23 protein-coding genes and 3 tRNA genes are annotated in these 24,715 nt (G+C 71.6%); 3 read left to right on the top strand and 23 right to left on the bottom strand.

The window, feature by feature from the left end:
- Positions 1-212: 212 nt before the first annotated feature.
- The 10 genes from rplL to ACIRRS_RS15040 all read right to left on the bottom strand — a co-directional run bounded on the left by rplL (position 213) and on the right by ACIRRS_RS15040 (position 7,598).
- Positions 213-593 carry a 50S ribosomal protein L7/L12 gene (gene rplL, locus ACIRRS_RS15085; protein WP_402970156.1) on the bottom strand — a complete coding sequence of 127 codons (381 nt, stop codon included), beginning with the start codon at positions 591-593 and terminating at the stop codon, positions 213-215.
- Between the two features lie 113 nt (positions 594-706).
- Positions 707-1,270, bottom strand: coding sequence for a 50S ribosomal protein L10 (gene rplJ, locus ACIRRS_RS15080; protein WP_196951782.1), 564 nt, complete (start codon positions 1,268-1,270; stop codon positions 707-709).
- Between the two features lie 350 nt (positions 1,271-1,620).
- Entirely contained in the window at positions 1,621-2,502 is an 882-nt protein-coding gene (locus ACIRRS_RS15075) for a hypothetical protein (protein ID WP_402970153.1), read from the bottom strand.
- A gap of 69 nt (positions 2,503-2,571) precedes the next feature.
- Positions 2,572-3,402: a hypothetical protein gene (locus ACIRRS_RS15070; protein WP_402970150.1), complete on the bottom strand. Its 831-nt coding sequence runs from the start codon at positions 3,400-3,402 to the stop codon at positions 2,572-2,574.
- 98 nt (positions 3,403-3,500) lie between these two features.
- Positions 3,501-4,283, bottom strand: coding sequence for a hypothetical protein (locus ACIRRS_RS15065; RefSeq protein WP_402970147.1), 783 nt, complete (start codon positions 4,281-4,283; stop codon positions 3,501-3,503).
- Between the two features lie 213 nt (positions 4,284-4,496).
- Positions 4,497-5,219, bottom strand: a complete 723-nt coding sequence (rplA, locus tag ACIRRS_RS15060; RefSeq protein ID WP_402970144.1) for a 50S ribosomal protein L1 — start codon at positions 5,217-5,219, stop codon at positions 4,497-4,499.
- Positions 5,220-5,295: 76 nt separating this feature from the next.
- The gene (gene rplK / locus ACIRRS_RS15055; RefSeq protein WP_350519874.1) at positions 5,296-5,730 is read right to left on the bottom strand and encodes a 50S ribosomal protein L11; all 435 of its coding nucleotides are present in this window, start codon (positions 5,728-5,730) and stop codon (positions 5,296-5,298) included.
- A 166-nt stretch (positions 5,731-5,896) separates the two neighbouring features.
- Positions 5,897-6,808, bottom strand: coding sequence for a transcription termination/antitermination protein NusG (gene nusG, locus ACIRRS_RS15050; RefSeq protein ID WP_402970141.1), 912 nt, complete (start codon positions 6,806-6,808; stop codon positions 5,897-5,899).
- Positions 6,809-7,017: 209 nt separating this feature from the next.
- Positions 7,018-7,377: a preprotein translocase subunit SecE gene (gene secE, locus ACIRRS_RS15045; protein WP_402970138.1), complete on the bottom strand. Its 360-nt coding sequence runs from the start codon at positions 7,375-7,377 to the stop codon at positions 7,018-7,020.
- Between the two features lie 148 nt (positions 7,378-7,525).
- Positions 7,526-7,598, bottom strand: a tRNA-Trp gene (locus ACIRRS_RS15040).
- A gap of 284 nt (positions 7,599-7,882) precedes the next feature.
- Here ACIRRS_RS15040 and ACIRRS_RS15035 point away from each other — a divergent pair.
- Both ACIRRS_RS15035 and ACIRRS_RS15030 read left to right on the top strand, forming a co-directional pair.
- Positions 7,883-9,130: a pyridoxal phosphate-dependent aminotransferase gene (locus tag ACIRRS_RS15035; RefSeq protein ID WP_402970135.1), complete on the top strand. Its 1,248-nt coding sequence runs from the start codon at positions 7,883-7,885 to the stop codon at positions 9,128-9,130.
- A gap of 116 nt (positions 9,131-9,246) precedes the next feature.
- Positions 9,247-10,290: an adenosine deaminase gene (locus ACIRRS_RS15030; RefSeq protein ID WP_402970132.1), complete on the top strand. Its 1,044-nt coding sequence runs from the start codon at positions 9,247-9,249 to the stop codon at positions 10,288-10,290.
- Here ACIRRS_RS15030 and ACIRRS_RS15025 read toward each other — a convergent pair.
- The 8 genes from ACIRRS_RS15025 to ACIRRS_RS14990 form a co-directional block, all read right to left on the bottom strand.
- Positions 10,287-11,330: a UDP-N-acetylmuramate dehydrogenase gene (locus ACIRRS_RS15025; RefSeq protein ID WP_402970129.1), complete on the bottom strand. Its 1,044-nt coding sequence runs from the start codon at positions 11,328-11,330 to the stop codon at positions 10,287-10,289. The genes ACIRRS_RS15030 and ACIRRS_RS15025 overlap by 4 nt on opposite strands.
- Positions 11,331-11,407: 77 nt before the next feature.
- The gene (locus tag ACIRRS_RS15020) at positions 11,408-12,889 is read right to left on the bottom strand and encodes an MFS transporter (protein ID WP_402970126.1); all 1,482 of its coding nucleotides are present in this window, start codon (positions 12,887-12,889) and stop codon (positions 11,408-11,410) included.
- Positions 12,890-12,980: 91 nt separating this feature from the next.
- The gene (locus tag ACIRRS_RS15015; RefSeq protein ID WP_402970123.1) at positions 12,981-13,559 is read right to left on the bottom strand and encodes a TetR/AcrR family transcriptional regulator; all 579 of its coding nucleotides are present in this window, start codon (positions 13,557-13,559) and stop codon (positions 12,981-12,983) included.
- A gap of 94 nt (positions 13,560-13,653) precedes the next feature.
- Positions 13,654-14,076 (bottom strand): MaoC family dehydratase, encoded by a 423-nt coding sequence (locus tag ACIRRS_RS15010; RefSeq protein ID WP_402970120.1) that lies wholly within the window; start codon positions 14,074-14,076, stop codon positions 13,654-13,656.
- Between the two features lie 5 nt (positions 14,077-14,081).
- A complete protein-coding gene (locus ACIRRS_RS15005; protein WP_402970117.1) occupies positions 14,082-14,540 on the bottom strand; it encodes a MaoC family dehydratase N-terminal domain-containing protein in 459 nt (152 codons plus the stop codon).
- A gap of 143 nt (positions 14,541-14,683) precedes the next feature.
- Positions 14,684-14,848 carry a 50S ribosomal protein L33 gene (rpmG, locus tag ACIRRS_RS15000; protein WP_006604855.1) on the bottom strand — a complete coding sequence of 55 codons (165 nt, stop codon included), beginning with the start codon at positions 14,846-14,848 and terminating at the stop codon, positions 14,684-14,686.
- Between the two features lie 83 nt (positions 14,849-14,931).
- Positions 14,932-15,004: transfer RNA gene (locus ACIRRS_RS14995), tRNA-Met, on the bottom strand.
- A 43-nt stretch (positions 15,005-15,047) separates the two neighbouring features.
- Positions 15,048-15,120 (bottom strand) — tRNA-Thr (locus ACIRRS_RS14990).
- Positions 15,121-15,381: 261 nt separating this feature from the next.
- Here ACIRRS_RS14990 and ACIRRS_RS14985 point away from each other — a divergent pair.
- Entirely contained in the window at positions 15,382-16,650 is a 1,269-nt protein-coding gene (locus ACIRRS_RS14985; RefSeq protein WP_402970114.1) for a hydrolase, read from the top strand.
- Positions 16,651-16,911: 261 nt separating this feature from the next.
- Here the strand turns inward: ACIRRS_RS14985 and ACIRRS_RS14980 are convergent, their stop codons facing one another.
- The 5 genes from ACIRRS_RS14980 to kdpA form a co-directional block, all read right to left on the bottom strand.
- Positions 16,912-17,586: a response regulator gene (locus ACIRRS_RS14980; RefSeq protein WP_402970111.1), complete on the bottom strand. Its 675-nt coding sequence runs from the start codon at positions 17,584-17,586 to the stop codon at positions 16,912-16,914.
- A complete protein-coding gene (locus ACIRRS_RS14975) occupies positions 17,583-20,144 on the bottom strand; it encodes an ATP-binding protein (RefSeq protein ID WP_402970109.1) in 2,562 nt (853 codons plus the stop codon). The genes ACIRRS_RS14980 and ACIRRS_RS14975 overlap by 4 nt, the downstream gene beginning before the upstream one ends.
- Before the next feature lie 143 nt (positions 20,145-20,287).
- Positions 20,288-20,917, bottom strand: a complete 630-nt coding sequence (kdpC, locus tag ACIRRS_RS14970; RefSeq protein WP_402970106.1) for a potassium-transporting ATPase subunit KdpC — start codon at positions 20,915-20,917, stop codon at positions 20,288-20,290.
- 22 nt (positions 20,918-20,939) lie between these two features.
- Positions 20,940-23,054, bottom strand: coding sequence for a potassium-transporting ATPase subunit KdpB (gene kdpB / locus ACIRRS_RS14965; protein ID WP_402970103.1), 2,115 nt, complete (start codon positions 23,052-23,054; stop codon positions 20,940-20,942).
- Positions 23,054-24,715, bottom strand: coding sequence for a potassium-transporting ATPase subunit KdpA (kdpA, locus tag ACIRRS_RS14960; protein WP_402970100.1), 1,662 nt, complete (start codon positions 24,713-24,715; stop codon positions 23,054-23,056). Before kdpA ends, kdpB begins: the two co-directional genes overlap by 1 nt.

The raw sequence follows: 24,715 nt of genomic DNA, 5'->3' as shown, positions 1-24,715 counted from the left end.
CCCTCGGCGTTACAGAAGCCGTGGTGGGGGCCGCGATCGACGACGGTGATCACCTTACTCCTCGCCACCGACAGTGCCGAGTGAGCCATGGGCCACACCGGTGGACCCGCTGATCCGAACGGGCGATCCGGGGTGTGGACGCGAAAAGGCCGGGCCGACCACCCGCAAGGGTGATCGGCCCGGCCTCAGGCTCTCTCAGAGAGAGCGAGAAGTCACTTGACGGTGACCTTGGCGCCGGCACCCTCGAGGGCGGCCTTGGCCTTCTCGGCAACGTCCTTGGCAACCTTCTCCAGGACCTTGGCACCAGCGGTGTCAACGAGGTCCTTGGCCTCCTTCAGGCCGAGGGAGGTCAGGGTGCGCACCTCCTTGATGACCTGGATCTTCTTGTCGCCCGGGCCGTCGAGGATGACGTCGAACTCGTCCTGCTCGGCCTCGGGCTCGGCACCCGGGCCGGCGACGGCGGCGGCAACGGCGACCGGGGCGGCGGCGGTGACGTCGAACTTCTCCTCGAAGGCCTTCACGAACGCGGCCAGCTCGATGAGGGTGAGCTCCTCGAACTGCGCGAGCAGCTCGTCCTGGGACAGCTTCGCCATGATGGCGTCCTTCCACTAAATCGGCAGGTGGTGCCGTATGTACGGGTTGGGCGGGCACGGGCCCGCAGCGAGGCGTTAGCCTGCCGCCACGCCCCCGGAGGGGCATGGTGTTACTACTCGGCGGCGGCGTCCTCGGCGGCGGGAGCCGGCGTACCGGCACCGCCCTGCTCGACCTTGTCGCGCAGCGCGTCCACAGTGCGGACGAGCTTCGACGGCAGGGCCTGGAAGAGCGCGGCAGCCTGGGACTGCTTGGCCTTCAGGGCACCCGCCAGCTTGGCGAGCAGCACCTCGCGGGACTCGAGGTCCGCGAGCTTCTTGATCTCATCGGCGGACAGCGCCTTACCGTCAAGGACACCGCCCTTGATGATGAGAGCGGGGTTGTCCTTGGCGAAGTCACGCAGAGCCTTCGCCGACTCCACCGGGTCACCGGTGACGAAGGCGACAGCCGTCGGACCGTTGAACAGGTCGTCGAGCTCGGAGATCCCGGCCTCATTGGCAGCGATCTTGGTCAGCGTGTTCTTCACCACGGCGTACTCGGCGTTGTCGCCGAGCGAGCGACGCAGGGTCTTGACCTGCTTCACCGAGAGACCGCGGTACTCGGTCAGCAGCGCCGCGGAGGAGCCACGGAACTTGTCCGTGATCTCGGCGACGGCGGCAGCCTTGTCGGGCCTGGCCATAGGCTTACGCCTCCTTCCGTGATGTCGAAGTCCGGCCGACCGTGAAAGTCGACCATTCGTGCCTCGGACCGGCGGAGGGAAGGAAAGCTCCTGCGGAAAAGCAATGAGCCCCGGTGCGCAGGGCGCACGGGGCTCGCAGTGACCTCGACGGGCTCCACGCGGACGCGGCACCCGGAAGTCGAAAGCTCCAGACACACCTGCGCGGGCTGCCTGCGACGAATCACAGATCCTTCGGCCACCGGCTCCCTGTCGGGCGCGTGGTGACAACCAGCGGTCTTTGGCTTCCGCCAGAGTAGACGGACTCGCCCGGACGACGCAAATCGCCCTCGGACGGAGCAGTGCGGGGCGGCTCAGCGGGCCGTGGGCGGGACCGTTCGCACACCGGTGTCGACGGTGTCCGTCTCGGGCGGGGCCTGGGCCGAGAGCAGGGCGCCGGCGTGGTCCGAGTAGAGCACCGAGTCGTCCGCCCGGCCGGAGTCCCCGCTGCCGGTGCGCTGGAGCTTGACCAGCTGGTCCTTGTCGTTGAGCCAGAGGTCCAGGGTGAGCGAGTGGGAGCCGCCGGGGGCGAGCGCCGCCCGCAGGCCGTCCCGGCGGGACTGGGGCAGCTGGGTCTGGGCGGCCGCGTACTTCTCGGCGGTGGTGGTGACCCGGTAGTGCTCGACGGTCGAGTCGTCCAGCTTCTCCTCGCCGAGGAGGGTCGCCTCGACGCCGTCCGCGGTGGCGGCGGCCAGGGCCTCGACCGGGTTGAGCAGGTCGAACAGCCCGGCGTACGGGACCTCCTTGTGGCCGTCCGGGGCGGGCGGGACGGTGAAGCGCTCCCAGTGCTTCCCGCCCTGGCGGGCCGCGGTGGCCGCGTCGCCGCCCCGGTAGGCGACGGTGTCCACGACGATCAGCTCCTCGGAGCCGCCCGCCGTGGAGCGCTTGATCTGCAGCGCCGTCTTGGGGGCCCAGAACAGCGGCCCGGAGCCGGCGTCGGAGCCCAGCCGGTAGCTGACCTTGGCCCGGCGGGCGGTCTGCATGGCCAGCTCCGCGGAGAGCAGGACGCCGTGCGGCGAGCGGTCGGTCGGCTTGGCCGGGCCGGTCGGGGTGGCGCTGGTCGCCGGGGCGGTGGTGGGGCTCGGGCTGGTGCTCGACCCGGAGCCGGTGCCCCCTCCCCCGTCGCAGCCGGTCAGCGCCCCGCCCGCGAGCAGCACGACGACGGACAGGGCCGCCAACCGCTGCCGTGCCGCCATCGTCCGTTCCTCCCTCACGGGGCCACCTTGCCACTGCGCGCCGGGCCGGTCCGTACCGGCCCCCGCCGGTCAGCCCAGCAGCTTGCTCAGGTCGGCCTCGCCGACGTCCTTGGCGGCCGGGGCCTGGATCGGCGCGGCCTTGCCCAGGCCGGAGTACGTGACCGTGGTCTCCTCGGCCGCCTTGGCGTCGCCGTGCTCCTGGAGCTTGACCAGCTCGTGCTTGTCGTTGATCCAGAAGTCGACGGTGAGGGTCTTGCCCTCGTTCTCCAACTCCTTCTGGATGGCCGCGTGCTGCTCCGGCGAGAGGCCCTTCATGCCCGCGAGCAGCACGGCGGTGTCCTCGACCGCGCGGATGTGGGTGGCCTTGCCGCCGTCCACGTCCTCCTGGCCGACGACGGTCAGCTTTCCGCTCTGGGCGGCGACGGTCAGCTGGACGACCGGGTTGACCATCAGGGCCGCGGTCTGGAGGCCGGCGCCGAGCGGGTTCGAGGCGGACAGCTTGACCCAGCTCTTGCCCGCCGGGGCCTTGTCGCCGAACGCATCGGCGCCCAGGTACGCCTCGGTGCCGACGATGCGGACGTGGAAGGGCTTGCCGCCCTCGTTGCTGGTGACGTCGACCGCCGTCTTGGCCGGGTTGTCCCAGTGGTCGTCCCCGGTCGCCGGGGCGTTGTCGCTGACCGCCTTGATCTGGACCTTGCCGTTGCCGAACTTCTGCATCACCAGCGTGCTCGCCACCAGGGCGGCCTTCGGGTCCGCGTCGGGCTTGGCCGCCGGAGCGGCCGCGTCACCGGTCGAACCGGCCTTCTGGTCACCGCCCTTGCTGCTGCTGGAGCAGGCGGTGGCCCCACCGATCAGGACGGCGGTGGCCGCGACGGCCGAAGCGAGGCGCAGAGCGCGCATGGAGTTCCCCCAGAGACCTCGACGGCCCGCACCGGGCCGATTCCCGTGCGGACTCTACCGATCACCGACGCCCGATCACACCGGAACGGTTGCCCGCGTCAGCCGACGGCCGGGGCGCCGCTCTCCTCGACGGTCGCGATGTCCGTGGTGGTGACCGTCGTCCCGGCGGTGCCGGTGACCGTCTCGCGCATCCTCAACAGCCGGTCCCCCGGCCCGACCCAGAGGTCGTACCCGATCGCGGCGACCCCGCGCCCCCGGTACCAGCCGACCGTGGCCGCCAGTTGCTCCGGGGTCAACTCGCCGCCCGCTCCGAAGAGTTCGTCCACCTTGGCCGTGCCCCGGTAGTGCGCGACGGTCTCGCCGCCCAGTTGCTCGCCGCCCAGCGAGGAGAGCTTGGCGGTCTGCCCGACGGCGTACGCGCGGCTGCCGGGGTTGGTGACCAGGGTGGTCATCCAGCCGCCGGCCCAGGGGCCCGGGGCGGCGCCCGCGGCCGGGTCGAGGGACTCGGCGTCGGCCCGGTCCCCGTGCTTGGCCGCGCCGCCCTGGTACGCGAGGTCGAGCGTGCCGTCCCGGACGGTCAACTGCCCGGTGCCCAGCTCATCGGTGACGGTCAGCGCGCCCTCGTCCCGGGCACCCCAGGTGAGTGTGCCGCCCGCCGTGCGCCGGCCGGACGGGCCCTCCTGGAGCACCGAGATCCGGGCGCCGCCGGAGTCGTCCAGCGCCTGGGCGGCGGTCAGCACCACCTGCCGGGGCGGCAGCGGCGCGGGCCCGCCGGGGGTCGCGGTGCCCGGGGCGGCCAGGAGGCTGCAGCCGGTGACGGCGCCGAGCAGCAGCAGGGCCGCTGCCGCCTTGAGGACGGCGGGGCGAGGGGCGGGCGGCACGGTTCACTCCGGCGGTCACGGGTTCTCCACATGATCTGACCGGCAGAGCGTACGACGACTCGGGCACCCGTTCCCATCCCCGCAGGTCCGCACCGTTCCCGGGATGTCCGGGGAGGCCCGGGGAGGCCCGCACGGCCCGGGAACGACGGCGGGCCCGCACCCCCGTGAAGGGGGTACGGGCCCGCCGTGCGGACTGCTCTAGAGCGCTGGGGCTCAGACCGCGGCCGGGTCCTCCTCGGTGAGGAGGTTGCGGGTGCGGTTCGGGTCCACCTGGATGCCGGGGCCCATGGTGGTCGAAACGGCGGTCTTCTTGATGTAGCGGCCCTTGGCGGCGGACGGCTTGGCGCGGAGCACCTCGTCCAGCGCGGCGGCGTAGTTCTCGACCAGCTGCTCGTCGGTGAAGGAGGCCTTACCGATGATGAAGTGCAGGTTCGAGTGCTTGTCGACGCGGAACTCGATCTTGCCGCCCTTGATCTCGTTGACGGCCTTGGCGACGTCCGGGGTCACGGTGCCGGTCTTCGGGTTCGGCATCAGACCACGGGGACCGAGCACGCGGCCGAGGCGGCCGACCTTGCCCATGAGGTCCGGGGTGGCGACGACGGCGTCGAAGTCCAGACGGCCCTTGGCGACCTCGTCGATGAGCTCGTCGGAGCCGACGATGTCGGCGCCAGCAGCACGCGCGGCCTCGGCACGCTCGCCGGTCGCGAAGACCAGGACCCGAGCGGTCTTACCGGTGCCGTGCGGGAGGATCACGGTGCTGCGGACCATCTGGTCGGCCTTGCGCGGGTCGACGCCCAGACGCATGGCGACCTCGACGGTGCCGTCGAACTTGGTGGTGCTGGTCGCCTTGGCGAGGCGGACGGCCTCGAGGGGGGCGTAAAGGCGCTCGCGGTCGACCTGGGCGTCCGCGGCCTTCAGGGCCTTGCTGCGCTTCATAGCTGCTCCTGAATGGTGAATGGAGTTGTGGTGTCACGGGCCTGCGCAGGCCCTACCACAGGAACGAGAGGGGGAATCAGCCCTCGACGGTGATGCCCATCGACCGGGCGGTGCCGGCGATGATCTTCTCCGCCGCGTCCAGGTCGTTGGCGTTCAGGTCGGGCATCTTCGCGGTGGCGATGTCGCGGACCTGGGCGCTGGTGAGCTTCGCGACCTTGGTCTTGTGCGGCTCGCTGGAGCCCTTCTCGATACCGGCGGCCTTCAGGATGAGGCGCGCGGCCGGCGGCGTCTTCGTGATGAAGGTGAAGGAACGGTCCTCGTAGACCGTGATCTCCACCGGCACGATCATGCCGCGCTGCGACTCGGTCGCAGCGTTGTAGGCCTTGCAGAACTCCATGATGTTGACGCCGTGCTGGCCCAGCGCGGGGCCGACCGGCGGCGCCGGGTTGGCCGCACCGGCGTTGATCTGGAGCTTGATAAGCCCCGTGACCTTCTTCTTCTTGGGAGGCATGTCTCTCCGGGTCCTTCCGAGAGGTGATTGCTGGTGCGTGCGGAACCGGGGCGACACCCGGCCGCCAGCACACACATCGGACCAGGCTAACGCGTATGCGCCCCTGGACCAAAACGGGTTCGGGGCGGAGCCACCGGCCCCGCCCCGAACTCCGAAGACCGTACGGCTAGTTCTTCTGGATCTGGTCGAAGGACAGCTCGACCGGGGTCTCGCGGCCGAAGATCTCCACGAGGCCCTTGACCTTCTTCGAGTCCGGGTTGATCTCGTTGATCGTGGCCTGGAGGGTCGCGAACGGACCGTCGGTGACGGTGACCGAGTCGCCGACCTCGAAGTCCAGGACCTGGATCTCGCTCGGCTTGACCGGCGACGGCTTGCCGGCCTCCTTGGCGGCCTGGCGCTCGACGTCGGGGGCGAGCATCTTGACGACCTCGTCCAGGGTCAGCGGGTACGGGTCGTAGGCGTTGCCCACGAAGCCGGTGACGCCGGGGGTGTTGCGCACGACGCCCCAGGACTCGGGGGTGAGGTCCATGCGCACCAGGACGTAGCCGGGGAGCTTGTTCTGGCGGATGGTCTTGCGGTCGCCGTTCTTGATCTGGACGACCTCCTCCTGCGGCACCTCGGCCTGGAAGATGTACTCCTCGACGTTCAGCGAGACGGCGCGCTGCTCCAGGTTCTGCTTCACGCGGTTCTCGTAGCCGGCGTAGGTGTGGATCACGTACCACTCGCCGGGCATGAAGCGCAGGTCCTCGCGGAACTTGGCGACCGGGTCGACGTCCTCCTCGGCCTCCTCGGCCTCTTCGACCTCGTCCTCGACGGACTCCGCGGCCTCGGCGACCTCGTCGGTCTCCTCGTCCCCGGCGGGCTCCTCCTCGGTCTCCACGTGCAGCGCGGCCTCCTCGGCCGGCTCGCCCGCCTCCGCCTCGTCGAACGCCTCGACCTCGTCCTCGTCGCCGTCCACGGCGTCGACGATCTGCTCGGCCGACTCGGCTTCCTCAGCCAGCTCGGCCGCGTCCAGCTCGGCGGCGACATCCGCCTCGCGGACGGTCTCGTCGGCGTCGTACAGGGGGGACTCAGACACGGTGGCTGCTTCTTTCCTGGAGATGGTGAAGGTGGCGCGCTCCGAAGCCGGACCGGTGCGCGAGCGCTCGCGCGGGCGTCGGACGTGGTCTCGGAGACTTCAACAGTACCGAGTCCACGGTAGCCGCGCGTACGTCCGGCGCCGACAGCTCGACCCGGACCGAAGGATCGGCCCGGGTCGGGAGGTGTTTCGGAGGCGGTGCGGAAGGGTCAGCCGAAGACCCAGAGGCTCAGCTTCGAGAAGCCGTAGTCGAGGCCGGCCACGAAGGCCATCACGACCACGACGAACGTGACCACGACGGCGGTGTAGCTGGTGAGCTCGCCCTTGCTGGGCCACACGACCTTGCGCAGCTCGGCGATGATCTGCCGGTAGAAGAGGGCCATCCGCGCGAACGGGCCCTTCTTGGCCCGCTTGCCGGCCTTCTTCTCGCCGGAGCGGTTGGCCCGCTTGCGGTCGCGGCGCGAGAGCGCCTTCTCCTCGCCGTCGACGGGCGTGGTCTCGGCAGCGCCGTCGGCCCCCTCGGGGTTGCCGCTCTCAGGCGTTGCGGTGGAGCCCGTGGTCTCCGTCACTCGTCCTCACCTGAATCCGGGTCCTGCCGGAACCCCTGCGCACCCGGTGAGGGGCACGTACGGCCGGCTTAGCGGTGCTGATGGTGCCCTCTCCGCATCAAGCCCGCTCGCTCTGCGGAGCGAACGGGCTGAGATGAGGATCGAACAGCAGGGCAAGAGGGACTCGAACCCCCAACCGCCGGTTTTGGAGACCGGTGCTCTACCAATTGAGCTATTGCCCTACGGAACCTCGCGGCGCCGTGGCGACCAACCTACCGCATCCGACCACGTTGTCTGTACAGACGGTGAAAGCTGCGGTCTTTTTCGGCGGGCCGTCGAGCAGCGAGTGTACGTGGTCGAGGGGCGTTTGGTCGAACCTCTTCTTCCGCGAACGGGGGCCCGGCGGCGATCGTCCTGCGGGGCCCGTCGATCACCGGCGGATCGCCGGGGGCCGCGATGCGGACGGGCCCGTACGGATACTGGAACCACGATGACCGGTCCGTCCCGGTTCTGCGACGATGCAGGCATGAGCGCTTCCACCCCGCAGCCCGACCAGTCCATCCGCCCCGCCGACCGCCGGGTCTCCGCCCGGATCGGCGCGATCGCCGAGTCCGCGACCCTCGCCGTGGACGCCAAGGCCAAGGCCCTCAAGGCGGCCGGCCGTCCGGTGATCGGCTTCGGCGCCGGCGAGCCCGACTTCCCGACCCCGGACTACATCGTCGAGGCGGCCGTCGAGGCCTGCCGCGACCCGAAGAACCACCGCTACACCCCGGCGGGCGGGCTGCCCGAGCTCAAGGCCGCGATCGCCGCGAAGACGCTGCGCGACTCCGGCTACGAGGTGGACGCCTCGCAGGTGCTCGTCACCAACGGTGGCAAGCAGGCCATCTACGAGGCCTTCGCCGCGATCCTGGACCCGGGCGACGAGGTCATCATCCCGGCGCCGTACTGGACCACCTACCCGGAGTCGGTGCAGCTGGCCGGCGGCGTCCCGGTGGAGGTCGTCTCCGACGAGACCACCGGGTACAAGGTCTCGGTCGAGCAGCTGGAGGCCGCCCGCACCGAGAACACCAAGGTCGTCCTCTTCGTCTCCCCGTCCAACCCGACCGGCGCGGTGTACACCGAGGCCGAGGCCGAGGCGATCGGCCGCTGGGCGCTGGAGCACGGCCTGTGGGTGCTCACCGACGAGATCTACGAGCACCTGGTCTACGGCGACGCGACCTTCACCTCGCTCCCGGCCCTGCTGCCCGAGCTGGCCGACAAGTGCGTCGTGGTCAACGGCGTCGCCAAGACCTACGCGATGACGGGCTGGCGGGTGGGCTGGGTGATCGGCCCCAAGGACGTGATCAAGGCCGCGGCCAACCTGCAGTCGCACGCCACCTCCAACGTCTCCAACGTCTCCCAGCGCGCCGCCCTGGCCGCCGTGGCCGGGGACCTGGACGCCGTCGCCGAGATGCGCGAGGCCTTCGACCGCCGCCGCAAGACCATCGTGCGGATGCTCAACGAGATCGAGGGCGTCCTGTGCCCCGAGCCCGAGGGCGCGTTCTACGCCTACCCCTCGGTCAAGGGCCTGCTGGGCAAGGAGATCCGCGGCAAGCGTCCGCAGACCTCCGCGGAGCTGGCCGCGCTGATTCTGGACGAGGCCGAGGTCGCCGTCGTCCCGGGCGAGGCCTTCGGCACCCCCGGCTACCTGCGGCTCTCGTACGCGCTCGGCGACGCCGACCTGGTCGAGGGCGTCGGCCGCGTCCAGAAGCTGCTGGGCGAGGCCCGCGACTGACGTCCGACGTCAACCCGACGTGCGGGATTCACCCGCTGAACCGCCCTCTTTCACCCCTTCGGGGGACGGGAAGAGGGCGGTTCCCGTTTGAGGGCCGGATGCGGCAGTATTCGCGAATGGAACGCCTGTTGAACCCGCGAGACGTGAGGGGCCTCCCGAAGGCCCATCTGCACCTGCACTTCACCGGCTCGATGCGTCCGGCCACCCTGCTGGAACTGGCCGACAAGCACGGCGTCCGGCTGCCGGAGGCCCTCAGCTCCGGCGAGCCGCCGAAGCTCCGCGCCACCGACGAGCGCGGCTGGTTCCGCTTCCAGCGCCTGTACGACACCGCCCGCTCCGTCCTGCGGGACGAGGAGGACATCCGCCGGCTCGTCCTGGAGACCGCCGAGGACGAGCGGCGCGACGGCTCCCGCTGGCTGGAGATCCAGGTCGACCCGACCTCCTACGCCCCCCGGCTCGGCGGGCTCATCCCCGCGCTGGAGCTGATCCTCGACGCGGTGGAGCAGGCCGCGGCCGCCACCGGGGTGGGCATCCGGGTGCTGGTCGCCGCGAACCGGATGAAGTCCCCGATGGACGCCCGGACGCTGGCCCGCCTGGCCGTCCGGTACGCCGACCGCGGCGTGGTCGGCTTCGGCCTCTCCAACGACGAGCGCCGGGGCCTCGCCCGCGACTTCGACCGGGCCTTCGAGATCGCCCGCAAGGGCGGGCTGCTGGCGGCCCCGCACGGCGGCGAGCTGGCCGGCCCCGAGTCCGTCCGGGACTGCCTCGACGACCTGGACGCCGGCCGGATCGGCCACGGCGTGCGGGCCGCCGAGGACCCGCGGCTGATGGAGCGCCTCGCCGCCCGGCAGATCACCTGCGAGGTCTGCCCCTCCTCCAACGTCTCGCTCGGCGTCTACGAGCGGCCCGAGGACGTCCCGCTGCGGCGGCTGTTCGACGCCGGGGTGCCGCTGGCGCTGGGCGCGGACGACCCGCTGCTGTTCGGCAGCCGGCTGGCCTCGCAGTACGAGCTGGCGCGCGCGGTGCTGGGCTTCTCCGACCCCGAACTCGCCGAGCTGGCACGGCAGTCGGTGCGCGGCTCCTGCGCACCGGAGGCCGTCCGCAAGGAGCTGCTGGCGGACGTCGACGCCTGGCTGGCCGCCCAGCCGGTGGCAGCCTAGAGCTTGACCCCGACCATGACCGGCTCGTTGACCAGCTCGACCCCGAAGGCCTCGCGGACGCCGTCCCGGATCTCCCGGGCCAGTGCCAGCAGGTCCTCGGCGGTGGCCGCGCCGCGGTTGGTGAGCGCCAGGGTGTGCTTGGTGGAGAGCGTCGCCGGGCCGCTGCCGTAGCCCTTGCCGAAGCCGGCCCGGTCGATCAGCCAGGCCGCCGAGGTCTTGGTGCAGCCCTCCGGCGCCGGGTAGGCCGGGGCGTTCTCGGCGCCCGGGCGGGTGCGGAAGGACTCGTACTGCGCGGCGGTGAGCACCGGGTTGGTGAAGAAGGAGCCGGCCGACCAGGTGTCGTGGTCCCCCGCGTCCAGCACCATGCCCTTGCCCGCGCGCAGCAGCAGCACGGCCTTCCAGGCGGCGCGCACGTCCACCCGCGCGCCCTGCTCGACGCCCAGGTGCCGGGCCGTCTCGGCGTAGGCGACCGGGGTGGAGAGCCCGTCCGCGTCCTCCAGCGCGAAGCGCACCCGCAGGACGACGTAGCGCTCCGGGTCGGCCTTGAAGCGGCTGTGGCGGTAGGAGAACCCGCACTCGGCGTTGGTGAGGGTGACGACCTCGCCGGCCCGGCGGTCGTAGGCGACCACCTCGGTGATCGACTGCGCCACCTCCTGGCCGTAGGCGCCCACGTTCTGCACCGGGGTGGCGCCGGCCGATCCGGGGACGCCGGCCAGGAACTCGATGCCGGCCAGGCCGTGCTCCAACACGGTGGCGGCCACGGCCTCGGCCCAGACCTCGCCCGCCGCCAGCTCCAGCGCGGTGCCCTCCAGGGCGAAGCCGGTGGTGGCGATCCGCAGCACGGTGCCGGGGAAGCCCGCGTCGCCGATCACCAGGTTGGAGCCGCCGCCGATGACCAGCAGGGGCTCGCCCGCCGCGTCGGCCTCGCGGACGGCGGCGACCACCTCGTCGTCGGTGTGGGCGGTGACGAGGCGGCGGGCCGGGCCGCCGAGCCGCAGCGTGGTCAGCGGGGCGAGGGGGGCGTCGTTTTCTACCAGCACGCCCACCAGCGTACGGGTGCGGGGGCGCGGCCCCGTGGCCACGCCCCCGCACCCGCCGCGCCCCGCCGTCGCGGGGATCAGATCCGTACGGGCTCCGCGTCGGCGGGCGCGGTCCCGCCCGCCGCCACCGGCCCGGCCGGCGCGGGCTGGGCCCGGCGCGGCATGAGGAAGGAGCAGACCGCCGCGACCATCACGACGGCGGCGCCGACGTACAGCGCCGGGATCATGCCGTCGAGGTAGGACTGCTCGGTGCCGAACCCGCCCTGGGAGGAGAACACCGCCGAGAGCACGGCCACGCCGAGCGCTCCGCCGACCTCGCGCAGGGCGTTGTTGGCGCCGGAGGCGATGCCCTGCTCGTGCGGGAGGACGCTGTCCATCACCAGGGTGGCCATCGGCGCGAAGTACAGCGACATCCCGATGCCGCAGAGCACCACGGCCGGCACCATCGGGCCGTACTCGAAGTGGTCCAGGGAGTCGTTGATCACCGCGTAGAGGCCGAGGCCCAGGCTCTGGATGACCAGGCCGGCCACGACGATCCGCCGGCCGCCGATCTTGTCGGACATCATGCCCGCGATCGGGGCGATCAGCAGCGGCATGCCCGTCCAGGGGAGCATCCGGATGCCGGCGTCCTGCGGGGAGTAGCCGCCGACGGTCTGGAGGTGCTGGCTGATCAGGAAGATCGAGCCGAACATGCCGAGGAACATCAGCAGGCCGGCGGCGTTGATCATCGAGAACGACCGGCTGCGGAAGAGCCGCATCGGCAGCATCGGGTGCGCGGCGCCGTACTGCTCGTACAGGACGAAGCCGGTCAGCACCAGACCGCCGGCGATCAGCGAGGTCAGCACCAGCGGGCTGGTCCAGCCGTCCGGGTTGCCGCGGATCAGGCCGAGGACGACGCCGAACATGCCGCCGCTGACGAGCAGGGTGCCGACGACGTCCAGGGACGGGCTGACGCCGCGGCTCTCGCGCAGCCGCAGGGCGGCGAGCGGGACGAGGACGAGGCCGACCGGGACGTTGATCCAGAAGATCCACTGCCAGGAGAAGTGCTCGGTCAGGGTGCCGCCGACCAGCGGGCCGGTGGCGATGGCCAGGCCGTTGACGCCGGACCAGATGCCGAACGCCACACCGCGCTTGGCCGCGGGGATGGCGGCCGTCAGCAGCGTGAGGGTGAGCGGCATCGACACCGCGGCGCCGGCGCCCTGGACGGCGCGGGCGGCGATCAGCGCGCCGATGCCGGGCGAGAGCGCGGCGGCGGCCGAGCCGATCGTGAAGAGCGAGACGCCGATCAGGAAGATCTTGCGGCGGCCGAAGCGGTCGCCGAGTGCCGCGCCGAACATCAGCAGCACGGCGAAGGACAGGGTGTAGGCGCTGACCGTCCACTCCAGGTCGGAGAGGCCGCCGCCGAGCTCCTCCCGGATGGAGGGCAGGGCGGTGGTGACGACCAGGTTGTCCAGGCTGGCCATGAAGCCCGCGATGCTGGTGATCACCAGCGTCCAGGCGCCGGTCGGGCCGAAGGAGGCAGAGCCCCCCTGCTCCTCGTTTTCCTTGCTCTCGGTCATGATGACCCCCGGGTACCTCTCAGGTAGTTATCGATCAATAACTTTGAAGGGCCGAAAAAAAGGGCCGCGCGATCACCCTCGCGCGACCCGCCTACTCGGCGACTTCGGTCGTGCAGTCCTCGGCTTCCTCGAAGCCGTCCCAGACCCAGTGGTCCTGGGGGTAGCCCAGCGCCACCAGGGTGTTGATCAGCATCCCGTGCGCGAAGAACTCCGTGGCGTTCTTCGCATCCCCGCCGATCCGGTCCTTGACCCGGTTGAACAGCCCTTCCCAGAGCAGCCGGGCCGTCTCCCCGATCTCCTCCTCGCCGGCCGTCCTGGCGGCGAACACCGAGACGTACAGCTGCATCTGCATCATGAGCCGCTCGCGGTCCTCGACCAGGCCCATGTACGCCTCGGACATCGCCCTCGCCGCGTCCGCGCCCGTCATGTCGGCCGAGGCCTCGTCGAAGACGTTCCAGGTCTCCTCGATGCAGCGCTCGGCGGCGGCCGTGAAGATCGCCTGCTTGCCGGGGAAGAGCCGGAACAGGTACGGCTGCGACACCCCGACGCGGCGGGCGATCGACTCGGTGGACGTCCCCTTGTAACCGCTGCGGGCGAACTCGATCATCGCGGCCCGGACGACGCTCTCGCGCCGCTCCTCCGCACTCATCCGGATGCTCGACTTCGCCATGAGTCATAAGTTAGTGGCTAATCACTATCTTCGCAAGGACGAAAACCGCGGCGGGCGCCCGCCGACCGGGCCCCCGCCGCGACGGCGCCGCGGATCAGGCCAGCCGGACGATCGCCCGGGACATCCCGAGCACCTTCTGGCCGCCCGTTGTGGCGAGCAGGTCGACCTGCACCTTGTGGTCGTCCAGCTTCTTGGCGACCTTGGCCGAGACCTCGATCACCGCGCCGACCCCGTCGTTCGGCACCGGCACCGGCCGGGTGAAGCGCACGCCGTACTCGACCACCGCGGCCGGGTCGCCCACCCAGTCGGTGACCACGCGGATCGCCTCGGCCATGGTGAACATGCCGTGCGCGATGACGTCCGGCAGGCCGACCTCGACCGCGAACTTCTCGTTCCAGTGGATCGGGTTGAAGTCCCCCGAGGCGCCCGCGTACCGCACCAGGGTGGCGCGCGTCACCGGGAAGGACTGCGCCGGCAGCTCCGTGCCGACCTCGACCTCGTCGTAGCCAACCGTCATCGCGCTCACTCCCCCGCCTCGTCGGCGGCCCGGGCCACCAGCGTCATGACCGACGTCACCACGTGCTCGCCCGTGGCGTCCGTCACCTCACCGCGCACGGTGAGCACGTCGTTGCCCGCCAGCGACTTGATGTTGTCGATGACGATCTCCACCGAGAGCCGGTCGCCGGCCCGCACCGGGCGGGTGTACGAGAACTTCTGGTCCCCGTGCACCACCCGGCTGTAGTCCAGACCCAGCTCCGGGTCCTCCACGACCTGGCCGGCCGCGCCGTAGGTGATCACGAACGGGAAGGTCGGGGGGGCGATCACGTCCGGGTGGCCGAGCGCCTTGGCCGCCTCCGCGTCGGTGTACGCGGGATTGGCGTCCCCGATCGCGACGGCGAACTCGCGGATCTTCTCCCGGCCGACCTCGTACGGCTCGGTGGGCGGGTAACCACGCCCGATGAAGGAGGGGTCGAGCGCCATGGCAGCTCCTCGTAGCGCTGGGAAACGGAATGGGGACTGAGAGGGAGCGGATACGGAAATGACTCCGGGCCGCACCCCTCGTGAGGGATACGGCCCGGAGTCGAAGACCTGAATTCACACAGGCCCGATGCCCTGCGAAGGGGTCAGCGGGTCTCGCGGTGCGCGGTGTGCGAGTTGCAGCGGGGGCAGTGCTTCTTCATCTCAAGACGGTCCGGGTCGTTACGCCGGTTCTTCTTGGTGATGTAGTTCCGCTCCTTGCACTCCACGCAGGCCAGCGTGATCTTCGGGCGGACATCGGTGGCAGCCACGGGAGTGCCTTCCTTGGACAACGAATAAGAACACAACAAGAGTAGCCGACCGGGAGTGCGATCTCCCGACCGACTACGCGGGGTAGCGGTGACCGGACTTGAACCGGTGACACAGCGATTATGAGCCGCTTGCTCTACCAACTGAGCTACACCGCCACGGTGATCTGCGGCACAGCCGGAGCTGACCGTTTCTCACCAGAGCCCCCATGCGGAATCGAACCGCAGACCTTCTCCTTACCATGGAGACGCTCTACCGACTGAGCTATAGGGGCGAACGAGGAAGAGATTACACGTTCCGCGCCCAGAGGTGAAATCCGTATCCGAGGCCGAAGACCGCAGGTCCACGCCCTGCACGGGCGGGCGATCCGAGGTCTGGCGTTCGACCCCCCCGTGAACCGACGGCCCGGACCGATACGACTATTGCCCGCCTCCCGGCGGCCCGCCCCCGTGGCCCATAGGCTCGACCCTCATTGATCGGGAGGCCGACCGCACCGCAACGGGGGCGGCCGCACGGGGCGACGAGGGAGCCGGCGATGGACAGCGCAGCCGCGGACGGGGCGCACTCCGGGCCCGGCCCGTCGGCCAACCCGCTCGGACACGGCCCCGTCCTGCTGCTCACCGGCGCCCGGCTGATGGACGGGCGCGTGGTGGACGTCCGGATCAGCGGCGACCGCATCCAGGCCGTCGGCACGGTCGGCAGCCTCGGCCCGCTGCCCGCCCTGCCCGGCGCCCCCACCGTCACCACCGGCGCCCGGATCGACCTCAAGGGCTACCTGCTGCTGCCGGCCCCCGCCGAGCCGCACGCCCACTACGACGCCGCCTTCTCCGCCGCGCTGACCGCCCCGCCGCCGGAGACCCGGGAGGACCTCACCCGCAGGGTCACCGAGGCCGCGCTCACCTCGCTCGGCTACGGCGCCACCGCCCAGCGCACCCACGTCCGGATCGGCGACGTGCACGGGCTGCGCCGGCTGGAGGCCGTGCTCACCGCCCGGCAGGCGCTGCGCGGGCTGGCCGACCTCCAGGCGGTGGCGATGCCCCGGCTGCTCACCGGCCGCGCCGGGGCGGACGGGCGGACGCAGCTGCGCGAGGCGCTCAAGCTGGGCGCCACGGCGGCCGGCGGCTGCCCGGAGCTGGACCCGGACCCGGCCGGGTACGTGCAGCTGCTGCTGGAGGCCGCCCGGGAGGCGGACTGCCCGGTGGACCTGCACACCACCGCCGCCGACGCCCCCCAACTGGCGCGCCTGGTGGGCGCGTTGGCGCCGCTGCGGCCGAGGGTGACACTCGGGCCCTGCGGACTGCTCGCCCGGGGTGCCTCCACCGTGCTGGCCAGCGGCGGGGTGCGGGTGGTCTGCCTGCCGCAGAACGGCTGCTGCACCGGCCTGGAGGGGCCGGTGCCGGGCCTGCGCCCGGGCTTGGTACGGGAGTTGGCCGAGGCGCGGGTGCCGCTGGCGGCGGGCAGCGGGGCGCTGCGCGACCCGTCCAACCCCGTCGGCCGGGCGGATCCGCTGGAGGCGGCCCATCTGCTCGCCGCGGGCGGGGAGTTGGGCGTCGAGGCGGCGTACGACGCGGTGGCGAACCAGGCGCGGGCGGTGCTCGGGCTGGCGCCGGTGCGGGTGGACGCCGGGTTCCCGGCGGAGCTGCTGGCGGTGCGCGGGGACAGCCTCGCCGGGGCGCTGGCGGGCGGGCACAGCCGGCTGGTGGTGCACAGTGGCCGGGTGGTCAGCCGGACCAGCGCCGTACGGGAGTTCGCGGACACGGTGGCGCTGGCGCTGCCGAGGCAGTCGGGCGGGGCGGACGGCTAGTTCGGGGAGTCTTTCGGGTGTGAAAAAAGGGGCGCGCGATCGATGTCGCGCGCCCCTCCCCCACCTGCTGGCCGCCTGATTCGGCGGCTTCGGAACGGCCCCGGGCTTCCCCCACGGTCGCGCCGCGGCCGCTCGTTCCGGTACTGACGTTACGCCCGCGCGGCACCGCCACCGGTCGGCCTTGACGTCCTCCTGTCGCCCCGGGAGCCGCTCTTGACGCGGTGTTGACGTGCGACCCGCCCGGGGTCCGTTCGGGGCCCGCTACGGCTCGTACCGGTAGCCGATCCCGGGCTCGGTGATCAGGTGGCGCGGCCGGGCCGGGTCCGGCTCCAGCTTGCGGCGCAGCCCCGCCAGGTAGACCCGCAGGTAGTTGCCGCGCGCCTCCTGCGCCGGGCCCCACACCTCGCGCAGGATCTGCCGCCCGGGCACCAGGCGGCCGGGGTTGGCGAGCAGCAGGGCGAGGATGCGCCACTCCGTCGGGGTGAGCCGCACCGGGCCGTCGGGGCCGGTGACGGTGGTGGCCGTGAGGTCGACGGTGTGCTCGCCGATGACGGGCCGGCCGGGCGCGGGGCCGCCGAGCGGGCGGCGCAGCACCGCCCGCAGCCGGGCGAGGAGTTCGTCCATCAGGAAGGGCTTGGTGAGGTAGTCGTCGGCGCCGGCGTCGAGGGCGCCGATCTTGTCGGTGGAGCCGGACCGGCCGGAGAGCACGATGATCGGCATCGCGCTGCGGGTGCGCAGGCCGCGCAGCACGTCCATGCCGTCGAGGTCGGGCAGGCCGAGGTCGAGCAGGACGGCGTCGGGGAGCGCGTGCGCGGCGCGGTCCAGGGCCTCGCCGCCGGTGGCGGCGGTGCGGACGGCGTACTGGCGGGCGCTCAGGTTGATCCGCAGGGTCCGCAGTAGGGCGGGTTCGTCGTCGACGATCAGGATCTCACTCACGCTTGGAGCTCCTCCCCGAAATCGCTGGTGGTGGCGGGCGGGACGGCGGCGGGCAGGGTCAGCAGCATGGTGGTGCCGCCGCCGGGGGTGTCCTCGACCTCCAGGCTGCCGCCCATGGCCTCGGCGAGGCCGCGGGAGAGGGCGAGCCCGAGGCCGACGCCGGTGGTGTTGTCGGTGTCGCCGAGGCGCTGGAAGGGCAGGAAGACGCTGTCGCGGTCCTCCGGGGCGATGCCGGGGCCCCGGTCGATCACCCGGACCTCGACCAGGTCGGCGTGGTGGCTGGCGGTGACCAGGACGGGCGCGCCGGGGGCGTTGTGGCGCAGCGCGTTGGTGATCACGTTGGCGAGGACGCGCTCCAGCAGCGGCGGGTCGGCGAGCACGGGCGGGGCGGTGTCCAGGTCGAGCGGCTGGATCGGCGCGTACGGGTCGGGGAGGCTGTCGAGCGCCCGGGGCAGGATCTCGTCGAGGTGGGTCTCGGTGAGGTGCAGGGTGAGGGCGCCGGCCTGGAGGCGGCTCATGTCGAGCAGGTTGTCCACCAGACGGGTGAGTTTGACCAGCGACTCGTCGGCGGTGGCGAGGAGTTCGGCCTGGTCCTCGGGCGAGAACTCGACGTCGGGGCTGCGCAGCGAGCCGACGGAGGCGAGCGCGGCGGCCAGCGGGGTGCGCAGGTCGTGGCTGACGGCGGCGAGCAGGGCGGTGCGCATCCGGTCGGCGGCCTTGATCGGCTCGACCTCGGCGGCGACCACGGCGAGGCGGTCGCGCTCCAGCGCGGCGCCGACGTGGGCGGCGAAGGCGGTGAGCACCCGCTGGTCGGCGGCGGGCAGCCGGCGGCCGGTGAGCACCAGCACCGCGTCGGCGCCGACCGGGACCTCGGTGGTCTCGACCGGCCCGGCGGAGTCGTCCGGGAGCTCGGCCTCGGAGTGGGCGAGCACCTCGCCCGTACGGGTGAGCAGGGCGACGGTCCGCATGCCGAAGGCCGTCCGGGACTTCTCCAGCAGGGCGGGCAGGGCGTCGGCTCCGCGCAGCACGCTGCCGGCCAGGGTGGAGAGGGTCTCGGCCTCGGCGGTGGCGCGGGCGGCGCGGCTGGTGAGGCGGCCGGCGTGGTCGACGACGGTGGAGACGGCGAGGGCGATGGCGGCGAAGACCACCAGGGCGACGATGTTGTTGGTCTCGCCGATGGTCAGACTGTGGACGGGCGGGATGAAGTAGTAGTTCAGCAGCACCGAGGCGAACAGCGCGGCCAGCAGGGCGGAGACGGCGCCGCCGAGCAGGGCGACGATGACCACGCCGAGCTGGAAGATCAGGGCGTCGGTGGTGAGGTTGATGGTGTCGTGCGCCTGGGAGAGCACGACGGTGAGCAGCCAGGGCACCGCCAGGCCGGACAGGTAGCCGAGGATCGTGCGGCGCCGGGAGTGGCGCCGGCCCAGGGAGGGCAGCCGGCCCCGGCCGGTGAACTCGTGGGTGACCATGTGGACGTCGATGTCCTCGGAGGCGTCCACGGTGGTCTCGCCGATGCCGGGGCCGGTGAGGAAGCGGTTGATCCGGCCGCGGCGGCTGGTGCCGAGCACCAGCTGGGTGGCGTCGTGGGCGCGGGCGAAGGCGAGCAGCGCGGTGGGGATGTCGTCGCCGACCACCACGTGGTAGCTGCCGCCGAGGGTCTCGACGAGCAGCCGCTGCTGGGCGAGGGCGCCGGAGGAGGCGCCGGCCAGGCCGTCGCTGCGGGAGACGTGGACGGCGATGAGGTCCCCGCCGGCCGTGCGGTCGGCGATCCGGGCGGCGCGGCGGATCAGGGTCTCGCCCTCGGGGCCGCCGGTGAGGGCGACGACGACCCGTTCGCGGGTCTCCCAGACGCGGTCGATGTTGTGGCTGGCGCGGTAGTCGCGCAGCCCCTCGTCCACGCGTCCGGCGACCCAGAGCAGGGCGAGTTCGCGCAGGGCGGTGAGGTTGCCGACCCGGAAGTAGTTGGAGAGCGCCGCGTCCACCTTCTCCGCCTTGTAGACGTTGCCGTGGGCCATCCGGCGGCGCAGTGCCTGCGGGGCCATGTCGACGAGTTCGATCTGGTCGGCCCGGCGGACCACCTCGTCCGGGACGGTCTCGCGCTGGGGGATGCCGGTGATCTTCTGGACGACGTCGTTGAGCGATTCCAGGTGCTGGATGTTGACGGTGGTGATGACGTCGATCCCGGCGGCGAGGATCTCCTCGACGTCCTGCCAGCGCTTGGCGTGGCGGCCGCCGGGGATGTTGGTGTGCGCCAGCTCGTCCACCAGCACGACGGACGGGCGGCGCGCGAGGAGCCCGTCGAGGTCCATCTCGTCGAACTCGGCGTCCCGGTACGAGCGGTGGGCGCGCGGGAGGACCTCCAGGCCGGCGAGCATGCCCTCGGTGTGGCGGCGGCCGTGGCACTCGATGTACCCGACCACGACGTCGGCCCCGCGCTCCTGTCTGCGCCGGGCCTCGTCCAGCATCCGGTAGGTCTTGCCGACCCCCGGGGCGGATCCGAGGTACACCCTCAGCCGGCCGCCGCGGGTGCCGGTGCCGTGGGTGAGGTCGCGGGCCATGGGCGCTGCTCTTTCGTCATCGCTGGGCGGTCGGGATGTGGCGGGGTGTTCGGTGGAGCGGGCCGGACATGCGGCCGACCGACCCGGGCCGGGAGCCATGCTCCGGCCCGGGTCGGTCCGTCACCACATCCTCCGACGTGATGTCACTTCTGCTCGCTGAGCGCCTTGTTGAGCAGGACGACGTTGACGCCCTCGTTGCCGAGGAAGCCGAGCGAGCGCCCTTCGGTGTACTTCCCGACGAGCTTGGCGACGGTGTCCTGGGACAGGCCGCGCTTGTCGGCGACCCGCTTGACCTGCTCCTGGGCGTAGGCCACCGAGATGTGCGGGTCGAGGCCGGAGCCGGAGGCGGTCAGCGCGTCGGCCGGGACGCTCGCCGGGTCGACGCCGTCGAACTCGGCGACGGCCTTGCGGCGGTCGTTGACGGCCTTGAGCAGGTCCTCGCTGTTCGGGCCGAGGTTGCTGGCACCGGAGTTGTCGCCGGCGTAGCTATTGGCGGAGGGCCGGGGCTGGAACCACTGCGGGTCCGGCTGGGCCTCCTCGTTCTTGTCGTTCGGGTCCTTCTTCGGCAGGTTGTAGTTCTGGCCGAGGAGGCTGGAGCCGACGTTCTTGCCGTCGGCGGAGACCAGCGACCCGTTGGCCTTGTCGCTGAACGCGACCTGGCTGATGCCGGTGATCAGCAGCGGGTACGCGATCCCCAGGATCACCGTGAGCACCAGGAGGGCGCGCAGAGCGGTGAAGTGGGTGCGGACGGTCGTCGGCAGGGGCTTGGACATGGTGGTTTCTCCTCTCCCCGCGTCAGCTGAGGCCGGGAATGAACTGGACGATCAGGTCGATCAGCTTGATGCCGACGAACGGCACCACCAGACCGCCGAAACCGTAGACCCCGATGTTGCGGCGCAGCAGCGAGCTGGCGTCGGACGGGCGGTACTTCACGCCGCGCAGGGCGAGCGGGATCAGGCCGACGATGACCAGGGCGTTGAAGATGATCGCCGAGGTGATCGCGGACTGGGGGCTGTGCAGGCCCATGATGTTGAGGTGGCTCAGGCCCGGGTAGACCCCGGCGAACATCGCGGGGATGATCGCGAAGTACTTGGCCACGTCGTTGGCGATCGAGAAGGTGGTCAGCGCGCCCCGGGTGATCAGCAGCTGCTTGCCGATCTCCACGATCTCGATGAGCTTGGTCGGGTTGGAGTCCAGGTCGACCATGTTGCCGGCCTCCTTGGCCGCCATGGTCCCGGTGTTCATCGCGACGCCGACGTCGGCCTGGGCGAGCGCGGGGGCGTCGTTGGTGCCGTCGCCGGTCATCGCGACCAGCTTGCCGCCCTCCTGCTCCTTCTTGATCAGGGCCATCTTGTCCTCGGGCGTGGCCTCGGCCAGGAAGTCGTCGACGCCGGCCTCCTCCGCGATCGCCTTGGCGGTCAGCGGGTTGTCGCCCGTGATCATGATGGTCTTGATGCCCATGCGGCGCAGCTCGTCGAAGCGCTCCCGCATGCCCTCCTTGACCACGTCCTTGAGGTGGATGACCCCGAGGACGCGGGCGGGCTCGCTGCCGAGCTTCGAGGCGACGACCAGCGGGGTGCCACCGGCGGCGGAGATCCCGTCGACCAGCGTGGCGACCTCGGCGCCGACCGAACCACCGTTCTCCGTCACCCAGTTGGAGACGGAACCGGCCGCGCCCTTGCGGACCTGGTGGAGGCCCTCGGGCTCGTCCAGGTCCACGCCCGACATGCGGGTCTGGGCGGTGAACGGCACCCAGGTGGCGTGGGTCAGCTCGCCCTGGGCGCGGGCCCGCAGGCCGTACTCGGTCTTGGCGAGCACCACGATCGAGCGGCCCTCGGGGGTCTCGTCCGCGAGGGAGGAGAGCTGGGCGGCGCCGGCCAGTTCGTCCGTCCCGACGCCCGGGGCGGAGAGGAACTCGGCGGCCTGGCGGTTGCCCAGGGTGATGGTGCCGGTCTTGTCGAGCAGCAGGGTGTTGACGTCGCCGGCGGCCTCGACGGCGCGGCCGGACATCGCCAGCACGTTGCGCTGGACGAGGCGGTCCATGCCGGCGATGCCGATCGCGGAGAGCAGCGCGCCGATGGTGGTCGGGATGAGCGCCACGATCAGGGCGACCAGGACGATCATCGACTGCGGGGCGCCCGCGAAGGTGGCCATCGGCTGGAGCGTGACGACCGCGACCAGGAAGACGATGGTCAGCGAGGCCAGCAGGATGTTGAGCGCGATCTCGTTCGGCGTCTTCTGCCGGGCGGCGCCCTCGACCAGGGCGATCATCCGGTCGATGAAGGACTTGCCGGGCTCCGAGGCGATCTTCACCACGATCCGGTCGGACAGCACCTTGGTGCCGCCGGTGACGGCGCTGCGGTCGCCGCCGGACTCGCGGATGACGGGCGCGGACTCGCCGGTGATCGCCGACTCGTCGACGCTCGCGACGCCCTCGACGACGTCGCCGTCGCCGGGGATGACCTGGCCGGCCTCGACCACCACGTGGTCGCCGAGCTGCAGCGCGGTGCCGGGCACCTCCTCCTCGGCCTGGCTCGCGGGCCAGTTGGTGAGGCGGCGGGCGACGGACTCGGTCTTGGTCTTGCGCAGGGTGTCGGCCTGGGCCTTGCCGCGGCCCTCGGCCACGGCCTCCGCCAGGTTGGCGAAGACCGTCGTGAGCCAGAGCCAGACGGTGATCGCCCAGGCGAAGACGGACGGGTCGGCGATCGCGGAGACGGTGGTGACCACCGAGCCCACCTCGACCACGAACATCACCGGGTTCTTGACCATCACCCGGGGGTCGAGCTTCTTCACCGCGTCCGGCAGGGAGGCGAGGATCAGCTTCGGGTCGAGGAGGCCGCTCTGCACTCTGTGCGGCGCGGCGGGCTCGGCCTTGTCGGCCGGTGCGGGGTTGAGCGTAGGGGTGGACATCAGGAGAGACCTTCCGCGATCGGCCCGAGAGCCAGGGCCGGGAAGTAGGTGAGGCCGACGACGATCAGGATCACGCCCGAGAGCAGGCCCACGAACAGCGGCTTGTGGGTGGGCAGGGTGCCCGGGGTGGCCGGAACCGGCTGCTGCTGGGCGAGCGAGCCGGCCAGCGCCAGGACGAAGACGATCGGCAGCAGACGGCCGAAGATCATCGCCAGACCGAGCGCCGTGTCGTACCAGTCGGTGTTGACGGTCAGGCCGCCGAAGGCCGAGCCGTTGTTGTTCGCGGCGGAGGTGAAGGCGTACAGCACCTCGGAGAAGCCGTGGGCGCCCGAGTTGAGCATCCCGGCCCGCTCACCGGGCAGGGCCATCGCCACGCCCGTGCCGACCAGTACGAGGGTCGGGGTGGTGAGGATGTACAGCGAGGCGAACTTCATCTCGCGGCCGCCGAGCTTCTTGCCCAGGTACTCGGGGGTGCGGCCGACCATCAGGCCGGCGACGAACACCGCGACCACCGCGAGCACGAGCATGCCGTACAGGCCGGAGCCGACGCCGCCGGGCGCGATCTCGCCCAGCATCATGTTGAAGACCGTCAGGCCGCCGCCGAACGGGGTGAACGAGTCGTGGAACGAGTTCACCGCACCGGTCGAGGTCAGCGTGGTCGAGGAGGCGAACAGGGTGCTCGCGGCGATGCCGAAGCGCTGCTCCTTGCCCTCCATCGCGGCGCCCGCGGCCTGCAGGGCGGAGCCGTGGTGCTGGAGCTCGGCGACGGTGAGCAGGGCCGTGGAGGCGATCCAGAACAGGCCCATCACGGAGAGGATGGCGTAGCCCTGGCGGTTGTCGCCGACCATCCGGCCGAAGGTCCGCGGCAGGGCGAACGGGATCAGCAGGATCAGGAAGATCTCGACCAGGTTGGAGAAGCCGGTCGGGTTCTCGAACGGGTGCGCCGAGTTGGCGTTGAAGAAGCCGCCGCCGTTGGTGCCCAGCAGCTTGATGACCTCCTGGGAGGCCACCGGGCCGCCCGGGATCCTCTGCACCTCGTTGCCGAGGGTGGTCACGTCGGTGAAGCCGTGGAAGTTCTGGACGACGCCGGCGCCGGCCAGGACCAGGGCGAACAGGATCGAGATCGGCAGCAGCAGGCGCAGGTTGATCCGGATCAGGTCCACCCAGAAGTTGCCCAGGCGGTCCGTACGGTTGCGGGTGAAGCCCCGGATCAGCGCGGCGACGACGGCGATGCCGACGGCCGCGGAGACGAAGTTCTGGACGGCCAGACCGGCCATCTGCGCCAGGTGGCCCATCGCCGACTCACCGGCGTAGGACTGCCAGTTGGTGTTCGCGACGAACGAGATCGCGGTGTTCCAGGCCTGGTGGCCGTCCATCTGCGGGACGCCCAGGCTCAGCAGCAGGTAGCCCTGGAGGCGGATCAGGCCGTACAGGAAGAGCACCGAGACGGCCGAGAAGGCGATCACCGAGCGCAGGTACACCGGCCAGCGCTGATCGGCGTCACCGTCGACGCCGATCACCTTGTAGATGCCGCGCTCGACTCTGAGGTGCTTGGAGGTGGTGAGGATCCTGGCGATGTAGTCGCCGAGGGGGCGGTAGCACAGGGCCAGCGCGCCGACGAGGGCGAGGGCCTGCAGCCAGCCCGCGAGAGTGTTTCCCAT

This window comes from Kitasatospora sp. NPDC101183 (assembly GCF_044767945.1).
Lineage (GTDB): Bacteria > Actinomycetota > Actinomycetes > Streptomycetales > Streptomycetaceae > Kitasatospora.
The sequence above is the reverse complement of the archived record's forward strand: the minus strand, read 5'-3'. Positions and strand labels throughout refer to the sequence as shown.